Below are 20,196 nucleotides of genomic sequence, written 5' to 3' on the forward strand. Positions count from 1 at the left end.
TCATTTAAACCAGACGCAAGGCCCGTTCAGAGATCAGTCTTTCCACCACGCGAATTTTATGTGGGCCTTTCTCTAACAGGCTGTCCAGAGGCTGTGGCGCTGCGCATTGATGCAGAACCTCCCTTTCCATTGTAGTGGCGGCGCGCCAGTATTTTCTTACGCCAGGGGCGACCAACACAGGATGGGGTCCCTCAGCATTAGGAAGGGGCTGATTCAACATCAGGGCGCAGAGTAGCTTTTCCGGCGCTGCGGGAAACTCTATCAATTGCGACATGGGGGCGACGGTTACGGAAAAGTTGCGGCAGCGATTGCTGCTTGGCTCCATAGGGCTGACTGGAGAAAGCCGATATTCGTGAATCGCTTTCAGCGCGCTCTCGAACATGGTCAGCGCATGTAGCAGGGGGTCCTTGGTATGCTCGCAGATGAAAGTTTTGAACGACATCGCCTCCGGTACAAAATAGAGTGAACGGCAAGGCGTCGCGCGCATGTATTCCTCCACCAGCGCTTGCAACTGTAGGCGATCCAGCAGACGCAGGGTCAGCGGCGCGGCGATTTGTAGTCTGGCTTTACGCCACCATTTTTGCACATCGCAGGTGACCTTAAATCCCTTTGACGCCTTTAGGGCATGTAGCCAGGTACGTTCCTCCGCGCTTAAATCCAGCCGGTTTAGATCCATGTTGTCGGCGGCGTCGGAGGTGTGGGAGTGAATCATCTCCACCATCGCGATTTGTAGATCATGTAACGGCATAGCGGCGCTCCTCTATGACTGGTTGACGGTGGCGCAGCCAGATATCCCGGGCGGTCGCCAATTGTTTCTGAATGCCTCGTTCACCGACGATATCCAGCGCCTGTTCCAGCAACTCATAGATAATCGCATTGGCGTTTGGCGCGCGCTGGAGGGTCCAGTCCAGCAATTCCCACACCGGCTGAGGGGGTTCATCGCTGTGTACGTCCAGTTGCAGGCCGTCATGGATGGCGCCGCCCGCCACATGTATTTCCACTACTTTACTCATGTCCAGGCGGCCCAGCGCCTCATAGACGTCAAAGCCGAAATTGATGGCATTGCAGTACAGGTTATAGAGATCCAGTAAGAGACCACAGGAGGTTCGTTCGGTGATGCGATTGAGAAACTCAATCTCGTCCATTCCCGCGTCATTCGGCATATTGGGGAGGTAATAAGTCGTGTTCTCCAATAAAAACGGGGTCTGATAACGCTGCTGGATCGCCTCTATTCGCGGACAAATAATGTTCAATGCTTCCTCCGTGAACGGCACGGGCAATTGCACGCCGGCGTGTAAGCCGACGCCGTCAGCCGTGCGTATTTGCAGAAATCCCAGGTGCTCGCTGTGCCAATGGAACGTCTGCACGTCCGCAAAGCTATCCAGAATACGGATGTAGTCCTGATTCCAACCGCTAGCCGAGCCGATTGACAGCCCGAGGCCATGCACGACGACGGGATACAACCGGCACCATTCGATGACTGCGCTGAGTCGATCAGGGCTAAACCCAGTCCGCCGTTGCGCGCCGTCCCAGTACTCCTGACACAGGATGTCCGGGCTGACTTCGATGAAGTCGACTGCGTCGCCACAGGCCCGTAGCAGGGGGATAAACTCAGGCTGATAGTTAATACCGACGCCCAACTTGGGCAAGGAAGTTAAAGCGTTCATGGTAAAGGCTCCGGCTGCTGTATCGCCGGCCCGGAAAGCCCCGGACCGGCCAAAGTGATTGGCGCTTATCCACCGTACAGAGTGACGTTGACGGGAATCTTGGACTGGATTTTTACCACAGGGTCCAATCCCAGACGCAGATCAAGGCCGACTAACCCGCAGGTGGGACAGCCGGACTGATTGAGAATCTGTTCCAGGATGTTCTGCAGATCCCAGATACTGACTTCGTACTGGGGATCGAATGAAGCGCTGACCGTTTTACGATCGCGTGAAACACCGCTGTCGGTTGCAGCCGTTGCAGCGCTGGAAAAGCTGGCGATAGAAGCGGCGCCGGTTACTAACGCGGCATTGCGAAGGAAGGCGCGGCGATCGCTTTCGCGGGTTTGTGGAGGAGTGCTTGCGGATACATCATTAGTTGTGTCGGACATCGTGTCTCTCCTTTGCGGTTGTGTTGTCTGGCGGGGCCGGGCGTAAAACGGAAAGTCCCGTTTAACAACCCCTGAACATAGAGCTTAAATCCAGAGAGACGACCGAGCAGCGCAATGCGGCGCAAAGGAATTGTGAAATACTCACGTTTGCAGGCTGATGCGAAGAAGGTAAAGATGGCGTTAAGACCCGTTGAGGTCGTGGAAACTGCAACGGGTCCTTTGCAATCAGGCGAGTAGCTGCTTAATGCGCGCCTTCAGCATCTCAATGGCGACGCGGTTTTTGCCGCCCTTGGGGACGATAATGTCAGCATACTGTTTGGTGGGTTCTACAAACTCAAGAAACATAGGGCGGACAGTGGATTTGTACTGCTTGATGACCGACTCCATGGTTCTGCCGCGCTCTTCTATGTCACGCTGCAAACGTCTCAGCAGACAGATATCCAGGGGCGTGTCGACAAAAATACTGGTATCCAGGCGACTGCGGATATTCTTATCCGACAACAGCAGGATGCCTTCGATAATGATGACCCGACGCGGCTCCATGGAGATCGAATCCTTGGCCCGGTTGTGCTCTTTATAATCATAAACCGGCACGTCGATAGCGCGCTTTTCCTTGAGCTGGTCCATGTGACGCACCAACAGACCGTGGTCGAATGCGGATGGATGATCGTAATTGGTCTTCAGCCTTTCCTCCATGGAAAGGTGGGTTTGGTCCTTGTAGTAAGAATCTTCTTTGATAATGCCGATGTGGTGGGCGCCGACTTCTTCTTTCAGTTCGTCATAGATAGTGACGGATAAAAGGCTCTTGCCGGATGCGGAGGCTCCGGTGATGCCAATAAAAATGGGAGACATGCAGGAAATATCCAAATGTGGTCAGACCCGCCTAGTTTAATGCCTTGCCCCTGAACTGTCATGAACAGGGTTCAATATTCCTGCCAGATCGCTTGTTCTCTGGTCCGGACTATATGGCGTTTTAGCCTCCAATAACTCCACGTCTTTTAAGTATTGGCCTGATTCAAGACTAAAAGCCTTTTCTCGCATGTCTTATCACCTTGGGCCAGATAACAACGATTGGGGGCGGAAACGGCCATAATTATTATTCAATTGAGTTCCCTTACAATATCAACCCAAATGCGATAATCGAGTTTGATTATTTGAGCGATGTTGAAGCTGAGATATATGAAAAGGAAACATCCGCTCAATAATATGCGCAATTACGCTGTTTAATCATTTCAATGACATTTGTTTTTAATCATTGACGGCGATAATCAGCGTTAGCCATACATAAACAAAAGCGCCTCTGATGTTGGCAATTAGCCTGCGCCAGAGGCGCTTTTTTAATGTTGGGAATAACGTGGGAAACCGATGAAAAACAGGTCGTAATGTAAAGAAATGTTTCAGAATTGATTTAAATGTTACTTAACAGCGTTAATCTCAATAAATTCTGTTATTTCAGTTGATCTGCACGCATCAATTGTTTTATTAATGTTCGCCACGAAGTATCACGTTAGATGACGTGGCTTCGTACTCTCTGCAATCATAACGGACGCGTGCAGCTCTGTGAGCGGCGCGCTTTTTATTAATGGAAACGAGGATATAGATGGACTTGCCCATGGACAGAATGCTCTCGACCTTGCCCCTGACCGGTTTCGCTCACTCAAGCTTTTCCAGATTGACCATTTAGTCCGTACGGCTGCCCTGGACTCATAGCGGCTCGGCTAATTTCCCGGCGTTTTCGCTGCGCAGGCGCTCAGTCTGTGCGAGTGTTGATACATAAACGCGCCGCCCTCCGCGTAGAGAAAAGGAAGCCTGAAGACTCGCCTGTTCGCGCTTGATGTTTGCAAACATAAGTTCGGTATAAACAGCTTTATAACAAAGGACGTCATAAGATGTTTACATGTTCGCCACGCAATCTGGCATATATTGTATTTCTTCTTTTCACTCTTTCGGCCTACGCGGAAGAAGACGAATTTCCCGGTCGTCGCCAATACCCGGCCGTAGATTTCATTGAACTCCAGGAGTTCTATCAGCAATTGGCTGCTGGCGAAATCGTCGCCGTCGACGTACGTACGGACTATGAGTACAACACCCTGCATATAAAGGGCGCTTTTAACGTCTCATATACCTCTCATAACTTCGCAGAGGAAATGCAGGCGCTGCAAAAGCAGCATCCCGGCAAGAAACTGGCGTTGTACTGCAACGGCAAAACCTGTCTCAAATCCTACAAAGCCGCCAGCAAATGCCGTAAATACGGTATCGAGAACGTCATCGTCTACGACGCTGGCGTATTTGATTACGCCAAAGCCTATCCGCAAGACACCAATCTTTTCGGGGAAGTCCTGGGCGACCCAGGGCGCCTTATCGGTAAGGACAAACTCAAGGCTCACACGATCACTGTGGCGGAGTTTGAAGATAAAATCATCAAAACTGACGGCATTGTTCTGGATGTGCGCGACAAGCAGCAAAGGGAAGGCATCGCTATCTTCTTTATGCGGGAAAAGCGCGCCCCGTTGGACCGTCCGGATTTAATCGATCGCTATATCAATCAGGCGAAGAAGCGTAACGTGCCGCTGCTTATCTACGATCAGGCGGGCAAGCAGATCCGGTGGCTGCAGTATTATCTGGAAAAGCAGAACGTATCTTCCTACTACTTCATGGCCGGAGGAATCGACGAATATTATAAAACGCTCTAGGCGAGTCTGGCCGGCCGCGCGGAAAGGCCTTCCGGGCGTTTTCCGCGTCGCCTGAGCGTAAATCAGCGTTGATTCCAATTTATAAAACAAACCCTAGGCAAGGGACATAAAAAAGTGAGGAACCACCATGACGGATGATAAGAAAGAACGGGGGCTGTATGAGTTGTACGCGGACGATCCGGAACGCGCGGATTATCTGGTGTTCGGACGACGCGCCCACTCCGATCGACGCGGTTTTCTGAAAGGCGCTGGCCTCGGCGCCATGGGCGCCATGTTGGGAATGGCGATTCCTTTTCATCGCAACTTTCCCTCAGGGCTGATACCCGCCGCCATGGCGGAAGATACGGAAATTGGCCTGTTCAGCGGTAAAGACGGACTGACCCTGCTGAATGATCGCCCGATCAATGCGGAAACCCCCGCTCACCTGCTTGATGACGCGGTTACGCCCACCAGCCGCCATTTCGTTCGTAATAACGGCGTAGTGCCGGATATTGCGCGCAGCATGGACGCGTCTGACTGGAAACTGACCATCGACGGCGAAGTGGAGAAAGTGCTGGAGCTGTCGCTGGATGAACTCAAGTCCAAGTTCAAACCGGTCACCTTGAAGCTGCAGTTGGAGTGTGGCGGTAATGGACGCGCGGCGTTCAATCCGCCGGCGAAAGGCAATCAGTGGACAGTGGGCGCTATCGGCAACGCCGAGTGGACTGGAGTGCGCTATGCGGACTTATTGAAAGCGGCGGGCGTCAAACCGTCGGCCATTTACACCGCGCATCATGGTCTGGACGGACATCTGTCCGGCGATCCCAGCAAAACCCCGATCTCCAGAGGCGTGCCCATTTCCAAGGCGATGGACCCTCACTCCATCATCGCCTACGCCATGAACGGCGAGCCTCTGCCGGCGCTGCATGGCTTCCCGGTGCGCACCATTTGTCCGGGCTGGCCGGGCTCCACCTCACAAAAATGGCTGAGCCGGATTCAGTTGCGGGACATCGTGCATGACGGCCCCAAAATGACCGGATCTTCCTACCGCGTGCCTAAATTCCCTGTGGCGCCGGGAACGCATGTTGCGGACGAGGACTACCAAATCATTGAGTCCATGCCCGTTAAATCACTGATCACCACGCCGCAAACCAACCAGACCATCAAGACGCGCACACTGAAAGTGCACGGCCATGCCTGGGCGGGGGATAATGTGGTTAAGCGCATGGATATTTCCTATGACTTCGGCGTCACCTGGGTGCAGGCGGACCTGAAAGCGCCACCCAATCCCTACTCCTGGCAGGAGTGGTATGCGGAAGTGACTTTCCCCACCCGCGGTTATTATGAAATCTGGGCCAGAGCCACGGATGACAAAGGCAACATGCAGCCTTTCGCGGTGAACTGGAATCCGAAAGGGTATCTGAACAACAGCATGCACCGTATTGCGGTGGTTGTGGACGCCTGATCCGGGAAAGTGATCAGCGCCCAATGATGTTTGGATGCTGACAGAAGCGCCCTGGCTTTTCTCTCATCGGAAAGGGGAGTCAGCGGCGTAACTGTGTAACCTTGGCCAGCCAAGATAATGACGTCCATAGTCCTCCCTCAAAAAGAGGAAAAACCATGACAATAAAAACTCTGACTTCACTCCTGTTTGTCAGCGCATTGAGCCTGACGAACTATGCAAACGGCGCGGAGTCCCCATTCGGCGCGGACTGGCCGGAAGGCCCCGGATCGCAGGAAGCCGGCGCGTTGTGCGGCGCCTGTCATTCCCTGGCGCTGGTGAAACAGCAGGGCCTCAGCAAAGAAAGCTGGGATGAAGTGCTTACCTGGATGCAGGAAGAGCAGGGCATGCCGGAACTCAATGAGGAGTTGCGCAGCCTGATTCTGGAGTACCTGTCGAAAAACTTTAATCCGGAGACGCACGCTCAGCGTCGCAATAGCGCGCCGTGAAAGCGTGCAAGCTTATTCCACTTCTACACTATGCACCCGCACTTCCATGCCAGCGGTGACTTGTACGCCAAACTTACCGCAGTGAGCGCAGGGGTCGTAGAGCTGGTGGAGTGGAGTGGTCTGGCGGCAGTGCGGGCATTGGCCTGCGCCGGGTATGGAGAGATATTCCAGTGTGGCGTTTTCAACAACAGTGCCTTTGGCGACGGCGCTGAAGCAGAAGTCCATAGCGCTGGTTTCGATATGGGACAGTTCGCCGATTTCCAATACGATTTTGACGACCCGTTGAAAGCCTTCCTTTGCCGCGCTGTCCTCAATCAGTTGCACGACGTTCTCCATGACCGACAACTCATGCATGATCGCGATACTTCTCTCTGCTCTGCAACCAGCTCGCCAGATAGTCGAAGGCCTGGTTGAGATTGAGTTGAGCTTCTGGCGATAACGCCTCCTCGAAGCGATCGAACGCATAGCCGCGAATGCCCATCAGGAAGGCTTGCGTATTGGCGTCAAACAGGGTGCGTGACAAGGTCACCACCGCTTGCGGCGACAGTACGTGGCTGCCCATTTGGCGTTCGTCGTCGGCTTCAATTTGCTGCAGGAAAAAAGGCTTGCCGCCGCGCAGGCTGGCGTCGATAAACACGACTTGTTGATAGCGGCTTAATTCCAGAGCGTCTTCCACCGTTAGCTGGTAGTTGGTTTCCACCGTCACACCTGACAGATTAAGTTCTGCAATGCGATCCGCGCAGGCGGGACCGAGTCCGTCGTCCTGGCGGCCAGGATTGCCGTAACCAATCACCAGAGTGGATAGATTGATGTCCTTGGTCATCATTGCTGGGCTCCTTTGAACTCAGTCCGGGGGAATGTCCTGTCCCATATGCTGGCTATTGCTGTGAATCAGCGCGCCGTCGGCGTCGAATAGCTCCACGGTCAGCGGCATTTGTCCCAGGGCGTGGGTGGCGCAGGACAGGCAGGGGTCATAGGCGCGTACGGCGACTTCCACATGGTTCAGCATGCCTTCCGTGATGCGTTTTTTCCCGCCCAGATATTTTTTCGCCACATCCGTAACCGCCCGGTTCATGCCGTTATTGTTGTGAGTGGTGGAAACGATCAGGTTGCAGTAAGTGATTTGATCGTTTTTGTCGACTTTGTAGTGGTGGAATAAAGAGCCGCGCGGCGCTTCGATAACGCCGACGCCTTCTTCCCGACGTTCTCCGCTGACTCGCAGATCGGCGCCTTGCAGGTCCGGGTCCAGCAGTAGCTCGTGAATCTTCTCCACGCAGTGCAGCACTTCAATCATGCGCGCCCAGTGATAGGCGAGACTCATGTGATTGGGTTTGTTGTGGGTCAACGCGCGGAATTCCTTATGCTCGGCGTTCGCCAGGGGCGTATCGATAAAGGCGACATTATTCAGACGGGACAAGGGGCCGACGCGATACCAGCCGTCCAGCGCGCCGCGACTTTTTATGAAGGGGAATTTCATGTACGACCAGGGCCGCACTTCCTCCATGATGTAGTCGTTGAAATCCTGATAATCGACATGATCGAAGATAATATTGCCGGCGGCGTCAGTGGCGCGCAGGCCGCCGTGATACAGGTCCAGCGCGCCGTCTTCGCGCACCAGGGACAAATGACTGGAGTTGAAGTTGGCGAACTGCTCCACCTGAGACAGGTGTTCAAGCGTATAACGCTTGGCGACGTCCACCGCGCCTTTGGCCCAGACTTTCATCTGCTCAATGTCCTGCAACAACAGATCTCTTTCCTGCAGCGACAGGTTCTTGTTGATGCCGCCGGGGATGGCGCCGGTGCCGTGAATTTTCTTGCCGGCGGTATGCAGAATCACTTCCTGGCCGTACTTGCGCATCAGCACGCCTTGTTTGGCCAGATCGGGAAACTCTTTGATGACATTGAAGATATTACGCTTGCCGCGGGGCGCATCGAAGCCGAATAGCAGGTCCGGCGAACTCAGATGGAAGAAGTGCAGCACGTTGCTCTGCATCACCTGGCCATAGTGCATGAGGCGACGCATTTTCTCCGCTGTTGGCGGCAAAGCGTCGGCGCCGACGATCACATCCATCGCCTTGGCGGCGGCGATGTGGTGGCTGACCGGGCAGATGCCGCAAAGCCGCTGTACGATTACCGGCGCCTCCCACAACAGACGTCCGCGTATGAATCGCTCGAAGCCGCGGAACTCCACGATATGCAGGCGGGCTTCCGCTACATTGTTGTCATCGTCCAGATGAATGGTGACCTTGCCGTGACCTTCCACGCGGGTGACCGGTTCGATTTCCACAATGCGGGTTTTGGGCTTATCAAGATTCATCGGCGCCAGTCCTAATCGTATTTGATCATGTGGTATTCCTGCGGCGCCGGCTCACCTTTGATCAGCGCCGCCAACGTGGCCCACAGCACTTCACCGGAAGGCGGGCAGCCGGGAATCTGGTAGTCGATTTTGACCACTTCCGCGCAGGTGTACACCTTGTCCAGCAACAACGGCAACGCGGCGTCATTGGGAATCTGATTGCTGGGGTTATACACCTTGGCGCTGCTGGAATAGGCTTCCTCCAGACATTCCCGCAACGGATCTTTTGAGTGCATGATGGCGTTGCGCATCACCGGCAGGCCGCCCATGATAGCGCACTGCCCCACCGCCACCAGCACATCGCAGTGCTTGCGGAACTCCTGCAGGGTATGGACGTTTTCTTCATTGCAGCAGCCGCCTTCTATGACGCCGATATCGCAACGGCGGGAAAACGTTTTGAAATCGGTCAGCGGCGAGCGGTCAAACTCCGCCAGCTCCATTAATTCCAGGATATGCTCGTCCATGTCCAGTAAAGACATGTGACAACCGAAACAGCCGGCCAGGGAAACCGTGGCGATGCGTTTTTTCCGCTTCATGACTGCTCCTCGGACGGATCGATCTGATGCACGGCGATACGGTTTTTATGGCGGGCCTCGATTTCCCAGCCGATGGGCTTGTTGTCGAACTGGCGTTGGCCTATCGGGGCGAAAAAACCTTCGCGTTTACGGATAATGCAGCCTACCGGACAAACTTCCAGAGACATGGCGTAGTCGTCAATGGAGGCGTCGGTGGCGGCCAGGTTCTCTGCATTGACGCCAATCCTCTTGTGGATGCCGCGTCCCACATATTCAAAGATATTTTTGCCGTCCACATCACGTGAGGCTCGGATGCAGCGTCCACACAAGATGCAGCGGTTGGTGTCCAGGGCGATATCCGGATGAGAGGCGTCCACCGGACGCACCGGTTGCAGATAGGGATACAGACTGTCCTGGGATATCCCCAGGCGATACGCCATGGCTTGCAGCTCGCAGCGTCCGCTGGCCTCGCAGATCGGACACAGGTGGTTGCCCTCGTGAAACAGCATGCGCACTAGATCGCGACGATAGCCCTGAACCTGCGGCGTATCGTTTTCGACAGCGACGCCCGGCTCCGCTGGTTGAGTGCAGGCCGCTGCAGTGCGACCGTTGACCTTCACTGTACAGACGCGGCAACTGCCTTGCGGAACCAGTCCTTCCACGTCGCACAGACGGGGAATGTAAACGCCGGCGTCGTCGCAGGCGTCCATGATGGTCTGGCCGGGTTGGGCGACGACGGTTTCGCCGTCCACCGTAAATTCGAACTCTGTGCTCATTCCTTGTCTCCATAAGCCGGGTCATAGATGAGCGAGCGCCGCTTGGCGATGATTCTGGCTTCATCCAGCGCCTTTTGAATATTGAAGCCCGCCTGCATGCCTCCGGGTCGTTCTTTCACCATGGCGGAGTACACCAGAGGAAAATATTCCATAGTGGAGAGAATGGGATTGGGAGAAGTATGGCCGAGCCCGCAGCGACTGGTGGCGATGATGGTGTCGCTCAGGCTGCGCAGATAATCCAGATCCTCCGGTTCGCCTTCGCCATGCATGATTTTTTCCAGTCCTTTTTTCAGGAAAACATTGCCCACGCGACAAGGCGTGCAGTAGCCGCAGCTTTCTTCAATAAAGAAGTCCATGTAGTAGGCGGCGGCTTCAAGAATATTGCGGGAGCTGTTGAAGCAAACAATAGCGCCGGCGGAGGCGAGATCTTCAAAACACAGACGACGGTGAAACTCGGTGCGCCCGACAATCTGGCCGCTGGCTCCGCCTACAACAATTGCAGCGGCGTCCTGTGCGCCCGCCTGCGTGAGAATTTCCGCCAGTGTGACGCCGAAAGCGATTTCGTAAATTCCGGGGCGGACGCAGTCTCCGCTGACACTGAGCAGCTTGGTTCCTGAACTGCCCGTGGTTCCCATGCCGCGGAACCATGGCGCGCCTTGCTCCATGATGCGCGGAACGCAGCTCAGGGTTTCGACGTTATTAACAACAGTAGGGTGGCCCAGGTAGCCGGATTGCACAGGAAACGGCGGACGGTTTTTGGGCTCGCCGCGTTTGCCTTCGCAGGAGCTGATCAGAGAGCTTTCTTCCCCGCAAATATAGGCGCCGGCGCCCATCTGAATACGGATATCGAAAGAAAAATCGTCTCGCCCCAGAATGCCTGCGCCCAGTAAATTCTGTTCCCGGCGACGTTGCAGCGTTGCTTCCAGATAGGCGCGCAGATAGCGGTATTCACCGCGCAGATACAAGATGCCGTGACGGGCCCCCACCGCATAGGCGGCGATCGTCATGCCGGCGAACAGCAGGTCGGGTTTCTCGGTCAGCAGTACGCGATCTTTGAACGTGCCGGGCTCGCCTTCATCCGCGTTGCAGATGACGTAACGTTCTTCGGCGGGAGTGTTCGCCGCCAGTCGCCATTTTCTGCCAGTAGGGAACCCGGCGCCGCCGCGTCCGCGCAGAAGCGACTCCTCGACCTGGGCGATCACCTCCAGCGGCGATAACTGCAAAGCGGCTTGTAGGCCCTGATCTGGGTTGGCGTCGGTCAAGAGGACTGGTCCGGGCTGGCGAATGTTATTGCGCACCATGGCCTGGACCAGGGGATGGCTGTTGGCGCCATCGCCGGTTTTGCCGATCAGCGTTTGCGGATCTTTGGTCTTGCGCAGGGTTCGCAGAATATTTTTGACCTTGGCTGGCGTCAGACGGGTGACGACCACATCATTGATCAATACCGCAGGCGCCTGATCGCACATGCCGATGCAGGGCGTAAACTCCAGGGAAAAAGCGCCGTCGGCGCTGGTTTCGCCCGGCTGGATTCCGAGAGCGTCGGAAAACGCCTCGGCCACGGCTTGGGCGCCGGCATGACGGTCAACGATGTCATCGCACAAGCGAATCGTGATATCGCCTTTGCGCTTGTCGGAAAAAAATGCATAGAAGCTGACAACGCCTTCCACTTCCACCCGATAGGTCCCGGTTAGGGCGGCGATCAGCGACATAGCGTCGCCATCAATGCAGCGTAGTTTGTCCTGCACCTGCCACAGGATGTCCATCATCCGGCGCGGATCGTTGTCATAGTCGGCGCAGGCTTGCTTGATGAGAGTTGCGTTATCGTTATCCATGCTTCGTCCCGTCGGCGCGTGCGAGATTTCCCGGTTGGGTTGATGACGCTGAACGACGGATGCATGTCGCAACGCCACCCAGCGTATTCCATAGTATCGTCAGTCAGGGAAGAGACTTTGACTTGTGTCTGTTTTCCCCTGAAACATCATAGCTTAAGGGATGCGATCCATTCAGGTACGCCGGCGCAGGCGGTTTTACGGATAATCGTGGCGCCTTTGACTTTCACATCCTCGCCGGGATCAATTACCGTTATTGGACAATTGGGCCGCGCGCAGTCAACCAATCCCGCGGCGGGATAGACCTGCAGGGAAGTACCCACCACTAACAGAACGTCCGCCGTGGCGACAATATCCGCAGCGGATTCCAGCATAGGAACCATTTCTCCGAACCAGACCACATGAGGGCGCATTTGTTTGCCTTGGGGGCAGAGGTCGCCCAGGGCGATATCCTGGTCATTCATTTCGACCAGGTAGGATTCATCCACGCTGCTGCGCGCCTTCATGATTTCACCGTGCAGATGCACCACGTTGCTGGACCCCGCGCGTTCGTGCAGGTCGTCGATGTTTTGCGTGATGATGGTGACGCGATGTTGCGACTCCAGCGCAGCGAGCGCCGTGTGCGCAGCATTGGGCTGGGCTTCCCGGGCCTGCTGGCGGCGGGTGTTGTAGAACTCCAGCACTAATTGCGGGTTGCGTTCCCAGCCGCCGGGAGACGCCAGATCATGTACGCTGTATTGTTTCCATAGTCCGCCCACGTCCCGAAACGTAGGCAGGCCGCTTTCGGCGCTTATGCCAGCGCCGCTGAGCACGACGATATGAGCCACGAACTTTCCTCAGATTATATATAGCTGTGCGTTCGCCGGCGGAACCGGCCTGAACAGGGCCGCGTAAGGTAAGCGGCCCAATACGGCTAAACATAGCCCGCTGCGGCGCAGGGGTAAAGCATGGACGGCTCAGCTTTAGAGAACGCTTTCCACGGCGGCGATGAAGTCCGCATCTTCCGGTGTGGTGCGACTGGGAAATGCGGCGACGACGCGACCTTCTTTGTCTACCACATATTTGTGAAAGTTCCATTGCGGAGGTTGCCCGGTTTGCTCCGCCAGGTTTCGGAACAAGGGATGCGCGTTGGGTCCTTTGACGGGATGGGCGTCTGTCATGGTGAAAGTCACGCCGTAATTGACGAAGCACACTTCGGCGGTTTTTTCTGCGTCATCGTCTTCTTGGTTGAAGTCGTCGGAAGGCATACCGATCACTTCCAGACCTTTCTCCTGATAACGCTTATACATCGCCTCCAAACCTTTGAACTGAGGCGTGAAGCCGCAATAGCTGGCGGTATTGACGATCACCAGCGGCTTGCCGACGAAGCGCTCACATAAATTGATGGTCTGGCTGGTATGCAGCTTTTTGACCTCGCCGTCCAGTAAGGCGGGACATCCCGCCAACGTTGAGGCGCTCTGGCAAAGTAGAAGACTCAATAGCGTGGGTTTTAATATTTTGGGCATGACCGTTTTCCTTGTTAGTCAGTACTGAATGATTGTGCGACAAGGAGTCGTGGAAAGTCTATTCCGGCGACAAGCGCCACTCCGCTGCGTTTAATCTCTACGGCGCATATCTTCATAGAGATTGCGAGAGCCACTTGATCCTGTGAAAAAAGCGGGCATAGAATAACTGACCTTTGGTCATTACGAGGCGTTAGTCATGTTCAACTCTCATAATTTTGATGTGCTGGGCTCTACTCTTGCTTCCACTCTGCGACGTTGGCGAGGGACCATGGGGAGCCGGAAAACGGCGCAACCTGACAAAGCGCCGGAACTTTTTGATCGCGAAGGCTGTGCGCATTGTCGCCTGGTGCGGGAAGCGCTGACGGAGTTGAATCTTGACGCCATGATTTATCCGGTTCCACAAGGGGGCGTCAGACACCGTCAGCGTTTACAGGAACTTTCCGGTGGCGGGGCGGTCCCATTTCTGTACGATCCGAATACGGAAGAAAAAGTTACGGGCGCACAGGACATCGTCACTTACCTGTTTCGTCAATATCGCGCTAAAGAGCCGCCTGCGGCGCTAAGGGAGTCCTTCATCAATCTGACTGGCTCCAGGCTGGCGACTATGGTGCGAAGAGGGAAAGGCCTGAAGGCGGCGCCGTCCAATACGCCGAAAAAACCGCTGGCGCTGTATAGTTTTGAATCCAGTCCATACTCGCGACTGGTTCGTGAACGCTTATGCGAACTGGAAATACCCTATCTACTGATCAATCTGAGCAAGCAGCAGCTGGCGGATATGGGGCCAGCTGTGCGACGGCTGCATTTTGGTGAATATAAACCTTTGCCGGGAAGCAAAAGGGACGCTTTTCTCAAGGAGCATGGGCGTGTACAGGCGCCGTTTCTGGTTGACCCGAATCGCAGCGAAGGCGCGGGACTGTTTGAATCCGCGGAAATTCTTAAGTATTTGAACGCCGCCTATGCGGCTTGAACCTGCGGTTTGTGCTGATAATTACTTGAAAGCATTAACATTCCCACCGCGTTATACTGTCGCTCCGTGACCTATCGCACGTCCCTGTAACCTAGTGGAACGTGCGCCGCGTGTTCTATAAGGGAGAGTCCTTTCATTTGGGAGTGGGCGAAATGAGGAGGGCGTTTCGCAACAAACTCTCATGACTATATAAAATAGGCATTGAAGCCAACGCGGGCAATTGCCATGATTAGCAGCTCGGCCTGCGCCGCTTATCGCGGTCGGATGCGCCAATTATGGAATCTCGAACAACTATCTGGATGAATGTGCTAAGGCTAGAAATGAAAACTAAGTTGTCTGCGAAGGACTTGTGCTTCTCTATTCCGCGTAATCTGCTGCTGGCGGGAGCGGTTGCTCTCAGCGGCTGTAACATGTCCTCAATTAAACCCTCAACGGACTCCGGCTCCAAGACGGAAGACAAGCAGTACGCCACCTCCTCTACCTCTGAAACGACCCATGCGACAACGTCGCAAGACGTGGCGACGGCAACGACGCCCGCTATGACGGACGCGACGCCGGCAACGGGTTCCGTCACGATGGAAAGCGCCAGCGACGCTGATCAAACCAGCGCCAATAATGCTGCGCAGAAAACCACATCGACCGCTAAACAGAAAACCGCGACCTCCGCCGCTAAAAAGCCCGTAAAGGAAAAAACCGCGAGCAAGAAAACTTCCAGCTCTTCAAACGGGTCCTCCGTGAAAAAGAAAGAACCGGAAAAGACTCAGACCAAATCGGTGGCGGCTAAAGAAAACGCAAAGAAAGAGTCAGCGAAAAAAGAGACAGTAGAAGCCAGCGCAGAGACAAAACCCGTCGTTGAGACCGCTATGCTGTCGCAACCAAAAGATACATCAGGACTACAGATTACCGGCAGCATGTTGCCCTATGATTTTGGCGGCTGGATGCTGGAGAAGGATTGGGACAGCGCGCACATCGGCGTATGCCGGTTACGTTCTGAACGCCATCCGATATTCGACGGCTATGAAAACTCCAGCGTATGGATTGAGGTATTGGCCAAAGAGGTCAATGTATACACCCGATCGAATGTCGATCTCACCTATCCTGGCGTTGGCCTGCAATTAGCTGAACAGACCGTTCTGGACTTTAATGAAGTGTTTCAGGAAACAAACGCGCGGATAAAAGGAGACCATACCCGCGCGCTGCAAAACGCCAGCAAACTGACGGTTAAAATAGGTTTTTGGCCCAGCTGGCCGCAAACCCAAACCCAGCAGGCGGTGATACCAGCGACGGTATTGAAGCAGGCGATACCGGTTTTTCTTAACTGCAAAAACCTGTAACACGCCGACCAGATACGGGATGAGCGGCGGCGTCAAAGGTAATTGCAACGACCGCCCGGCCTGACAATAAAGTAAATCATAGCTGAAGGATGTTTCGGGGATGACCTTAAGACTTAAATTTAACCTTGTATTAGGTTTGGCTTCTTGCGCCGGCATCGCCCTGGCGGCTTTCCTGGTGTATGAGCTATTGCAGAAAAACGCGCGGGAAGAGGTGCTCGACAGCGCCCGGATCATGATGCAGAGCGCGTTCGCCGTTCGCGGCTATACCGTTGACGAAGTACGCCCGCTGCTGGCGTTGCAGCAAAAGCGTCAGTTTTTGCCGCAGACCGTGCCAGCTTACGCGGCGCACCGTTATATCGGCAAACTGCAGAAGGAATATCCTGAATACAGCTACCGGGAAGCCACATTGAACCCAACCAATCCCGCGGACCGCGCTTCGGATTGGGAGGCGGACATTATTAACCATTTCCGCAACAACGATGACGCGCCGGAACTGGTCGGCACTCGGGAAACGCCGACAGGCCCTTCACTGTACATGAGCCGCCCGATCAAGATCACCGACCCGAAGTGTCTGGCTTGTCACAGCACTCCCAGCGCGGCGCCGCAGACCATGATCGACATGTACGGCAGCTCCAACGGTTTCGGCTGGAAACAGGATGAAGTGGTCGGCGCCCAGATCGTGTCGGTGCCCATGTCGCTGCCGCTGCAACGGGCGGACGAAACCTTCAAACTGTTCATTGGCTTGCTGGTGGGCGTGTTCCTGGTGATTGCGGTGCTGCTCAACGTTATGCTGGATTTCGTGGTTATCCGCCCGGTTAAGAAACTGTCGGATAAAGCCAACGAGGTCAGCCTGGGCGCTTTGGAAGCGGAAGAAATGCCGGTGAAAGGCAACGATGAGATTTCTTCTCTGACGCAGTCCTTTAACCGTATGCACCGCAGTTTGGCTAACGCTGTCAGATTGTTGGACGAAACTGGCGAGCCTTGAACATAAAGCAGTCAATTCAGGTGAGACGCCAGCGCGCCCGACGACTGTGTCGGGCGTGGGTTGATTACAACCTTTTAAGTGGCCGCTATGGCGATGACGTGAAGGTTCGCGCTATATTGGCCGCATTGTAAGTCAAGTCCGGGACCTCTTCTCAAGCTTACAAAAATCAACGAATTGGTTTGTATGGTTCGAGTAAGCGTAGAGTAAGCTTACCTATACTGAAGGACTTTTGGGGATACGCCGCACTGCTCTGTGCGCAGGCGGGTTAAATCGGATGTTACACGGAAGACGGCTGTCGGCGCCCGCTCACCAGCGGCGCGGCGGTTTGCTTTGCTCAGTACGTAAGAACTATGTCGACGAAACCACCATTTGACGTAATCGGAAAATATAGCGTTGAGTCCACCATCGGCCAGGGCGCAATGGGCGTGGTGTACAAAGGTCATGACCCGGATATTGATCGCCCGGTCGCTATCAAAATGCTACACGCCCACCTGATGGTGGATCAGTCCGACGGAGGCCTGCTTGCCCGTTTCCGTCAGGAAGCCCAGGCGGCGGCCCGCTGTCTGCACACCAATATTGTTACTGTCTTCGATTTTGGCGTTTTCAAGAACTCGCCTTATATGGTGATGGAGTTCGTCGACGGCATCGACCTGCGTTCTTTCCTGCGGGAAAACATGCAGCTTTCCGTGCGTCAGATCGGCGATTTGGTGATTCAGGTGCTGGAAGCCCTGGACTACGCGCATCTGAAAGGGGTGGTGCACCGCGACGTTAAACCCGCCAACATTCTTTTGCTGGAGTCCGGCCATGTGAAAGTGACGGATTTCGGCGTCGCTAAACTGGATACTTCAGAGCTGACCAACGTCGGCGACGTGATCGGCACACCCAGTTACATGTCCCCTGAAGCGTTGCGCGGCGACAGAGTGGATGGGCGCAGCGACTTGTTTTCCGCTGGCATCGTATTGCTTGAATTGATCGCCGGCAAACGTCCGCAAAAGGGCGGCTTGCCCTGGACGGAAAAAGAAATCCTGCAGTTCATCGCCGACAGTCCCACGCTGCCGGTGCAATTGGATCGCGCTTTCTCCAGCTTGTTGGCGAAAGCGTTGACCGCAGATCCAAGTGATCGTTATGAAACCGGGCAGGAATTCGCTATCGCGCTGAAGACGCTGCTGGCGCCTAATCAGGTGTACGTGCCGGATCTCAACGATCTCGCCGCTACGGTGATCCAAAGCAAGGTCACTTTCGCCGGCCGTCAGTCGGATCAACCTTCTACATACAGTTCGTCTTCAAGCTCCCAGATCGCGTTGTCGCCGGAAGTTTCTCTGATCCTGAGTCAGACGCTGGCGCCGTTTCTGGGGCCGGTTGCGCACCATATGATCCGCAACGCCGCCGCATCCTCTACGACATTACAGGAGATGATTGAGAAACTATCTCGCCATATTCCCAATGAAGTCGAGCGACGTAATTTCCTCAATACGTTGAATCGCACCGGGATTCGCTCTATGCCCAGCGAAACCACCGGTAGCGGCGCGTCGCGCATCACCACCATTGGTTCGCGCTCGTCCATCAGGCCCGGACAAGCTGGTCCGCTGACGCTGAGCGGAGAAACATTGCAGAAGCTGACCCAGTTGCTGGCTCATCATGTTGGCCCGCTGGCTTCTCGGCTGGTGCGTAAGTCGGTGAAAAGCTCATCGGATATGGAGACGTTGTTCAAGGATTTGGCTAACAGCATTCCAGACGAATCGGAACGCACCCAGTTTATCTCCAAGGCGCGTAAATCCATCTAACGCGGACCCTATCTAAAAAGACAGCATCGCCGCTAGTGAGCCAGCGGCGATCGATTGTTATTTCGCGTCTTTACGCACCCAGACTTCCACCCGTCCATTACGGCTCGCGCCATGTTCGCCGCCGGTGGCGCCCACAGTCTTGTATTGGCCGTAGCCGGTAACGGCCTTAACCTCTGCACCGCGCTCTTTCAACGCACGACTGACTGCGGTAGCGCGGAGTTCAGACACCATTTGCGCGCGCAGCTCATCCCCGCTTTTATCTGCGAAACCAATCAGCATCAGATCCGTTGGCGAGCGACTGCTTTCACGCAAATACTCCAGTAAACGCTCCAGATCGCGGTGGGCCTTGTTATCGAGCTTGCTGCGTCCCGCGGCGAAACGGAAGTTAACCGTCAACCGGTTGTAATTACGGGTTAACTGGCGGAAAGACTCTGGAACGCTGTTATCCAGCTTGGGGGCGACTTCCATAATGTTTTGAGAAACAAAGCCGCTGTTCGCGACAATATCCTGACCCGTCGCGGAGTGAGTGAAGTGGATGAACCCGTCAATGGCGGACTTATCCGGACGACCACTGGTGTAAAAGAACAAGCGACGCGCCAGGGGGTAATCTTCCGTAGCCAGGCTGAGCTGGTCGGGAGCGATGGCGGGGCCGTTCGCCTCAGCGACCGCCAGGGCTTTGCTGCTGCGTACTGAAGCAAAGCCGCTGAAACCAATAGCGCCGCGGTCTTTGCTGACGTCATCGGATAGCTGATCATTGGATTCATAGCGCCTGGCGGCTTTCACCAGCTTGTAGTCGTCACCGAGCACCAGGTTGGAGAAGGTATCCCAGGTGCCTGAACTTTCGTCACGGGCGTAAACGGTAACCGCCATGTCTGGGCCGCCGACCTGCTTCCAATTGCTGATTTTGCCGGAAAACAGCTCCGCCACCTGAGTGGTGGTAAGCGATTTCACCGGATTGCGCGGATGCGCCAGAATGGCCAGGCCGTCAACGGCGATGACATGTTCCGATTCCAGCGCTTTCAGGTCTGCGCGTTTCTGATGCTCCTTCGCTTCGGAGTCTTTGACGGGACGTGATGACGCCCAGACACCCGCCTCTCCGGATTTTAATGCTTTATAACCGGTGCTGGAGCCATGAGCGGCGACTTTGACGGCGATGGGTTGGCCTTGCACGGTTCCGCTGACGACGGCTTCATTTTCTTTGCCAGCGCTTTTCACCGTGACGTTCTGCGCTCCGCGTTCTTCCAAGTAGCGCTTCACCAGGGCTGGGGCCAAGGCGGCGCCAATGGTGTTGGAGCCATGAACCTCGAATAAATATCCTTTTGTGGGAATGTCTTCCTGACTGAATGGGGTTAACGCATAGACACGCAGGCTGGCGAAGATAAGCGCCAGGCTTATGAAAGCAGTGAACCGACGTGCGCGCACAATTTT

The 20,196-nt window shown here is 55.0% G+C and carries 20 protein-coding genes; 7 read left to right on the top strand and 13 right to left on the bottom strand.

What is annotated here, in order from left to right; translation table 11 throughout:
• Window positions 1-4 precede the first annotated feature (4 nt).
• The 4 genes from HCH_RS00445 to udk form a co-directional block, all read right to left on the bottom strand.
• A complete protein-coding gene (locus HCH_RS00445) occupies window positions 5-748 on the bottom strand; it encodes a hypothetical protein (RefSeq protein ID WP_011394093.1) in 744 nt (247 codons plus the stop codon).
• Window positions 735-1,667: a DUF692 domain-containing protein gene (locus HCH_RS00450; RefSeq protein ID WP_011394094.1), complete on the bottom strand. Its 933-nt coding sequence runs from the start codon at window positions 1,665-1,667 to the stop codon at window positions 735-737. The genes HCH_RS00445 and HCH_RS00450 overlap by 14 nt, the downstream gene beginning before the upstream one ends.
• A gap of 65 nt (window positions 1,668-1,732) precedes the next feature.
• Complete coding sequence (locus HCH_RS00455; protein ID WP_011394095.1) at window positions 1,733-2,095, bottom strand: hypothetical protein; 363 nt, start codon at window positions 2,093-2,095, stop codon at window positions 1,733-1,735.
• Between the two features lie 225 nt (window positions 2,096-2,320).
• Window positions 2,321-2,947, bottom strand: a complete 627-nt coding sequence (udk, locus tag HCH_RS00460; protein WP_011394096.1) for a uridine kinase — start codon at window positions 2,945-2,947, stop codon at window positions 2,321-2,323.
• Window positions 2,948-3,984: 1,037 nt separating this feature from the next.
• Here udk and HCH_RS00465 point away from each other — a divergent pair.
• The 3 genes from HCH_RS00465 to HCH_RS00475 all read left to right on the top strand — a co-directional run bounded on the left by HCH_RS00465 (window position 3,985) and on the right by HCH_RS00475 (window position 6,717).
• Window positions 3,985-4,788, top strand: coding sequence for a rhodanese-like domain-containing protein (locus HCH_RS00465; RefSeq protein ID WP_011394098.1), 804 nt, complete (start codon window positions 3,985-3,987; stop codon window positions 4,786-4,788).
• A gap of 127 nt (window positions 4,789-4,915) precedes the next feature.
• Entirely contained in the window at window positions 4,916-6,232 is a 1,317-nt protein-coding gene (locus tag HCH_RS00470; RefSeq protein WP_011394099.1) for a sulfite oxidase, read from the top strand.
• A gap of 155 nt (window positions 6,233-6,387) precedes the next feature.
• A complete protein-coding gene (locus tag HCH_RS00475) occupies window positions 6,388-6,717 on the top strand; it encodes a hypothetical protein (RefSeq protein ID WP_011394100.1) in 330 nt (109 codons plus the stop codon).
• Window positions 6,718-6,729: 12 nt separating this feature from the next.
• Here the strand turns inward: HCH_RS00475 and hypA are convergent, their stop codons facing one another.
• From hypA to HCH_RS00515, 8 genes are all read right to left on the bottom strand, one after another.
• A complete protein-coding gene (gene hypA / locus HCH_RS00480) occupies window positions 6,730-7,071 on the bottom strand; it encodes a hydrogenase maturation nickel metallochaperone HypA (RefSeq protein WP_041598333.1) in 342 nt (113 codons plus the stop codon).
• A complete protein-coding gene (locus HCH_RS00485) occupies window positions 7,064-7,543 on the bottom strand; it encodes a hydrogenase maturation protease (RefSeq protein WP_011394102.1) in 480 nt (159 codons plus the stop codon). Before HCH_RS00485 ends, hypA begins: the two co-directional genes overlap by 8 nt.
• Window positions 7,544-7,561: 18 nt before the next feature.
• On the bottom strand, window positions 7,562-9,034 hold the full coding sequence (locus HCH_RS00490; RefSeq protein ID WP_011394103.1) for a Ni/Fe hydrogenase subunit alpha: 1,473 nt from the start codon (window positions 9,032-9,034) through the stop codon (window positions 7,562-7,564).
• Window positions 9,035-9,045: 11 nt separating this feature from the next.
• Window positions 9,046-9,609 carry an NADP oxidoreductase gene (locus tag HCH_RS00495; RefSeq protein ID WP_011394104.1) on the bottom strand — a complete coding sequence of 188 codons (564 nt, stop codon included), beginning with the start codon at window positions 9,607-9,609 and terminating at the stop codon, window positions 9,046-9,048.
• Window positions 9,606-10,364, bottom strand: a complete 759-nt coding sequence (locus HCH_RS00500; RefSeq protein WP_011394105.1) for a 2Fe-2S iron-sulfur cluster-binding protein — start codon at window positions 10,362-10,364, stop codon at window positions 9,606-9,608. Before HCH_RS00500 ends, HCH_RS00495 begins: the two co-directional genes overlap by 4 nt.
• Window positions 10,361-12,274, bottom strand: coding sequence for an NAD(P)H-dependent oxidoreductase subunit E (locus HCH_RS00505; protein WP_238384950.1), 1,914 nt, complete (start codon window positions 12,272-12,274; stop codon window positions 10,361-10,363). The genes HCH_RS00500 and HCH_RS00505 overlap by 4 nt, the downstream gene beginning before the upstream one ends.
• A 68-nt stretch (window positions 12,275-12,342) precedes the next feature.
• Window positions 12,343-13,020, bottom strand: a complete 678-nt coding sequence (locus tag HCH_RS00510) for an SIR2 family NAD-dependent protein deacylase (RefSeq protein WP_011394107.1) — start codon at window positions 13,018-13,020, stop codon at window positions 12,343-12,345.
• Between the two features lie 135 nt (window positions 13,021-13,155).
• Entirely contained in the window at window positions 13,156-13,698 is a 543-nt protein-coding gene (locus tag HCH_RS00515; protein WP_011394108.1) for a glutathione peroxidase, read from the bottom strand.
• 196 nt (window positions 13,699-13,894) lie between these two features.
• On the opposite strand from HCH_RS00515, the gene HCH_RS00520 reads away from it, so the two are divergent.
• The 4 genes from HCH_RS00520 to HCH_RS00535 all read left to right on the top strand — a co-directional run bounded on the left by HCH_RS00520 (window position 13,895) and on the right by HCH_RS00535 (window position 18,768).
• On the top strand, window positions 13,895-14,665 hold the full coding sequence (locus tag HCH_RS00520) for a glutathione S-transferase N-terminal domain-containing protein (RefSeq protein ID WP_011394109.1): 771 nt from the start codon (window positions 13,895-13,897) through the stop codon (window positions 14,663-14,665).
• Between the two features lie 320 nt (window positions 14,666-14,985).
• The gene (locus tag HCH_RS00525) at window positions 14,986-15,999 is read left to right on the top strand and encodes a hypothetical protein (RefSeq protein WP_041598334.1); all 1,014 of its coding nucleotides are present in this window, start codon (window positions 14,986-14,988) and stop codon (window positions 15,997-15,999) included.
• A 100-nt stretch (window positions 16,000-16,099) separates the two neighbouring features.
• Window positions 16,100-16,984 (top strand): Tll0287-like domain-containing protein, encoded by an 885-nt coding sequence (locus HCH_RS00530; RefSeq protein WP_011394111.1) that lies wholly within the window; start codon window positions 16,100-16,102, stop codon window positions 16,982-16,984.
• Between the two features lie 350 nt (window positions 16,985-17,334).
• Complete coding sequence (locus HCH_RS00535) at window positions 17,335-18,768, top strand: serine/threonine-protein kinase (protein WP_083769686.1); 1,434 nt, start codon at window positions 17,335-17,337, stop codon at window positions 18,766-18,768.
• A 57-nt stretch (window positions 18,769-18,825) separates the two neighbouring features.
• On the opposite strand, the gene HCH_RS00540 is transcribed toward HCH_RS00535, so the two are convergent.
• On the bottom strand, window positions 18,826-20,190 hold the full coding sequence (locus HCH_RS00540; protein WP_238384951.1) for a substrate-binding domain-containing protein: 1,365 nt from the start codon (window positions 20,188-20,190) through the stop codon (window positions 18,826-18,828).
• Between the last annotated feature and the right edge of the window lie 6 nt (window positions 20,191-20,196).

The sequence above is a fragment of the Hahella chejuensis KCTC 2396 genome, assembly GCF_000012985.1.
In the GTDB taxonomy this organism is placed as follows: Bacteria; Pseudomonadota; Gammaproteobacteria; order Pseudomonadales; family Oleiphilaceae; genus Hahella; species Hahella chejuensis.

What these genes read in the sequence shown, in the direction of transcription:
- HCH_RS00525 (WP_041598334.1), top strand. Translation starts at nt 14,986, where the DNA reads ATGAAAACTAAGTTGTCTGCGAAGGACTTGTGCTTCTCTATTCCGCGT.
- HCH_RS00495 (WP_011394104.1), bottom strand. Translation starts at nt 9,609, where the DNA reads ATGAAGCGGAAAAAACGCATCGCCACGGTTTCCCTGGCCGGCTGTTTC.
- HCH_RS00445 (WP_011394093.1), bottom strand. Translation starts at nt 748, where the DNA reads ATGCCGTTACATGATCTACAAATCGCGATGGTGGAGATGATTCACTCC.
- hypA (WP_041598333.1), bottom strand. Translation starts at nt 7,071, where the DNA reads ATGCATGAGTTGTCGGTCATGGAGAACGTCGTGCAACTGATTGAGGAC.
- HCH_RS00500 (WP_011394105.1), bottom strand. Translation starts at nt 10,364, where the DNA reads ATGAGCACAGAGTTCGAATTTACGGTGGACGGCGAAACCGTCGTCGCC.
- HCH_RS00490 (WP_011394103.1), bottom strand. Translation starts at nt 9,034, where the DNA reads ATGAATCTTGATAAGCCCAAAACCCGCATTGTGGAAATCGAACCGGTC.
- HCH_RS00470 (WP_011394099.1), top strand. Translation starts at nt 4,916, where the DNA reads ATGACGGATGATAAGAAAGAACGGGGGCTGTATGAGTTGTACGCGGAC.
- udk (WP_011394096.1), bottom strand. Translation starts at nt 2,947, where the DNA reads ATGTCTCCCATTTTTATTGGCATCACCGGAGCCTCCGCATCCGGCAAG.
- HCH_RS00535 (WP_083769686.1), top strand. Translation starts at nt 17,335, where the DNA reads ATGTCGACGAAACCACCATTTGACGTAATCGGAAAATATAGCGTTGAG.
- HCH_RS00450 (WP_011394094.1), bottom strand. Translation starts at nt 1,667, where the DNA reads ATGAACGCTTTAACTTCCTTGCCCAAGTTGGGCGTCGGTATTAACTAT.
- HCH_RS00530 (WP_011394111.1), top strand. Translation starts at nt 16,100, where the DNA reads ATGACCTTAAGACTTAAATTTAACCTTGTATTAGGTTTGGCTTCTTGC.
- HCH_RS00485 (WP_011394102.1), bottom strand. Translation starts at nt 7,543, where the DNA reads ATGATGACCAAGGACATCAATCTATCCACTCTGGTGATTGGTTACGGC.
- HCH_RS00465 (WP_011394098.1), top strand. Translation starts at nt 3,985, where the DNA reads ATGTTTACATGTTCGCCACGCAATCTGGCATATATTGTATTTCTTCTT.
- HCH_RS00455 (WP_011394095.1), bottom strand. Translation starts at nt 2,095, where the DNA reads ATGTCCGACACAACTAATGATGTATCCGCAAGCACTCCTCCACAAACC.
- HCH_RS00520 (WP_011394109.1), top strand. Translation starts at nt 13,895, where the DNA reads ATGTTCAACTCTCATAATTTTGATGTGCTGGGCTCTACTCTTGCTTCC.
- HCH_RS00475 (WP_011394100.1), top strand. Translation starts at nt 6,388, where the DNA reads ATGACAATAAAAACTCTGACTTCACTCCTGTTTGTCAGCGCATTGAGC.
- HCH_RS00515 (WP_011394108.1), bottom strand. Translation starts at nt 13,698, where the DNA reads ATGCCCAAAATATTAAAACCCACGCTATTGAGTCTTCTACTTTGCCAG.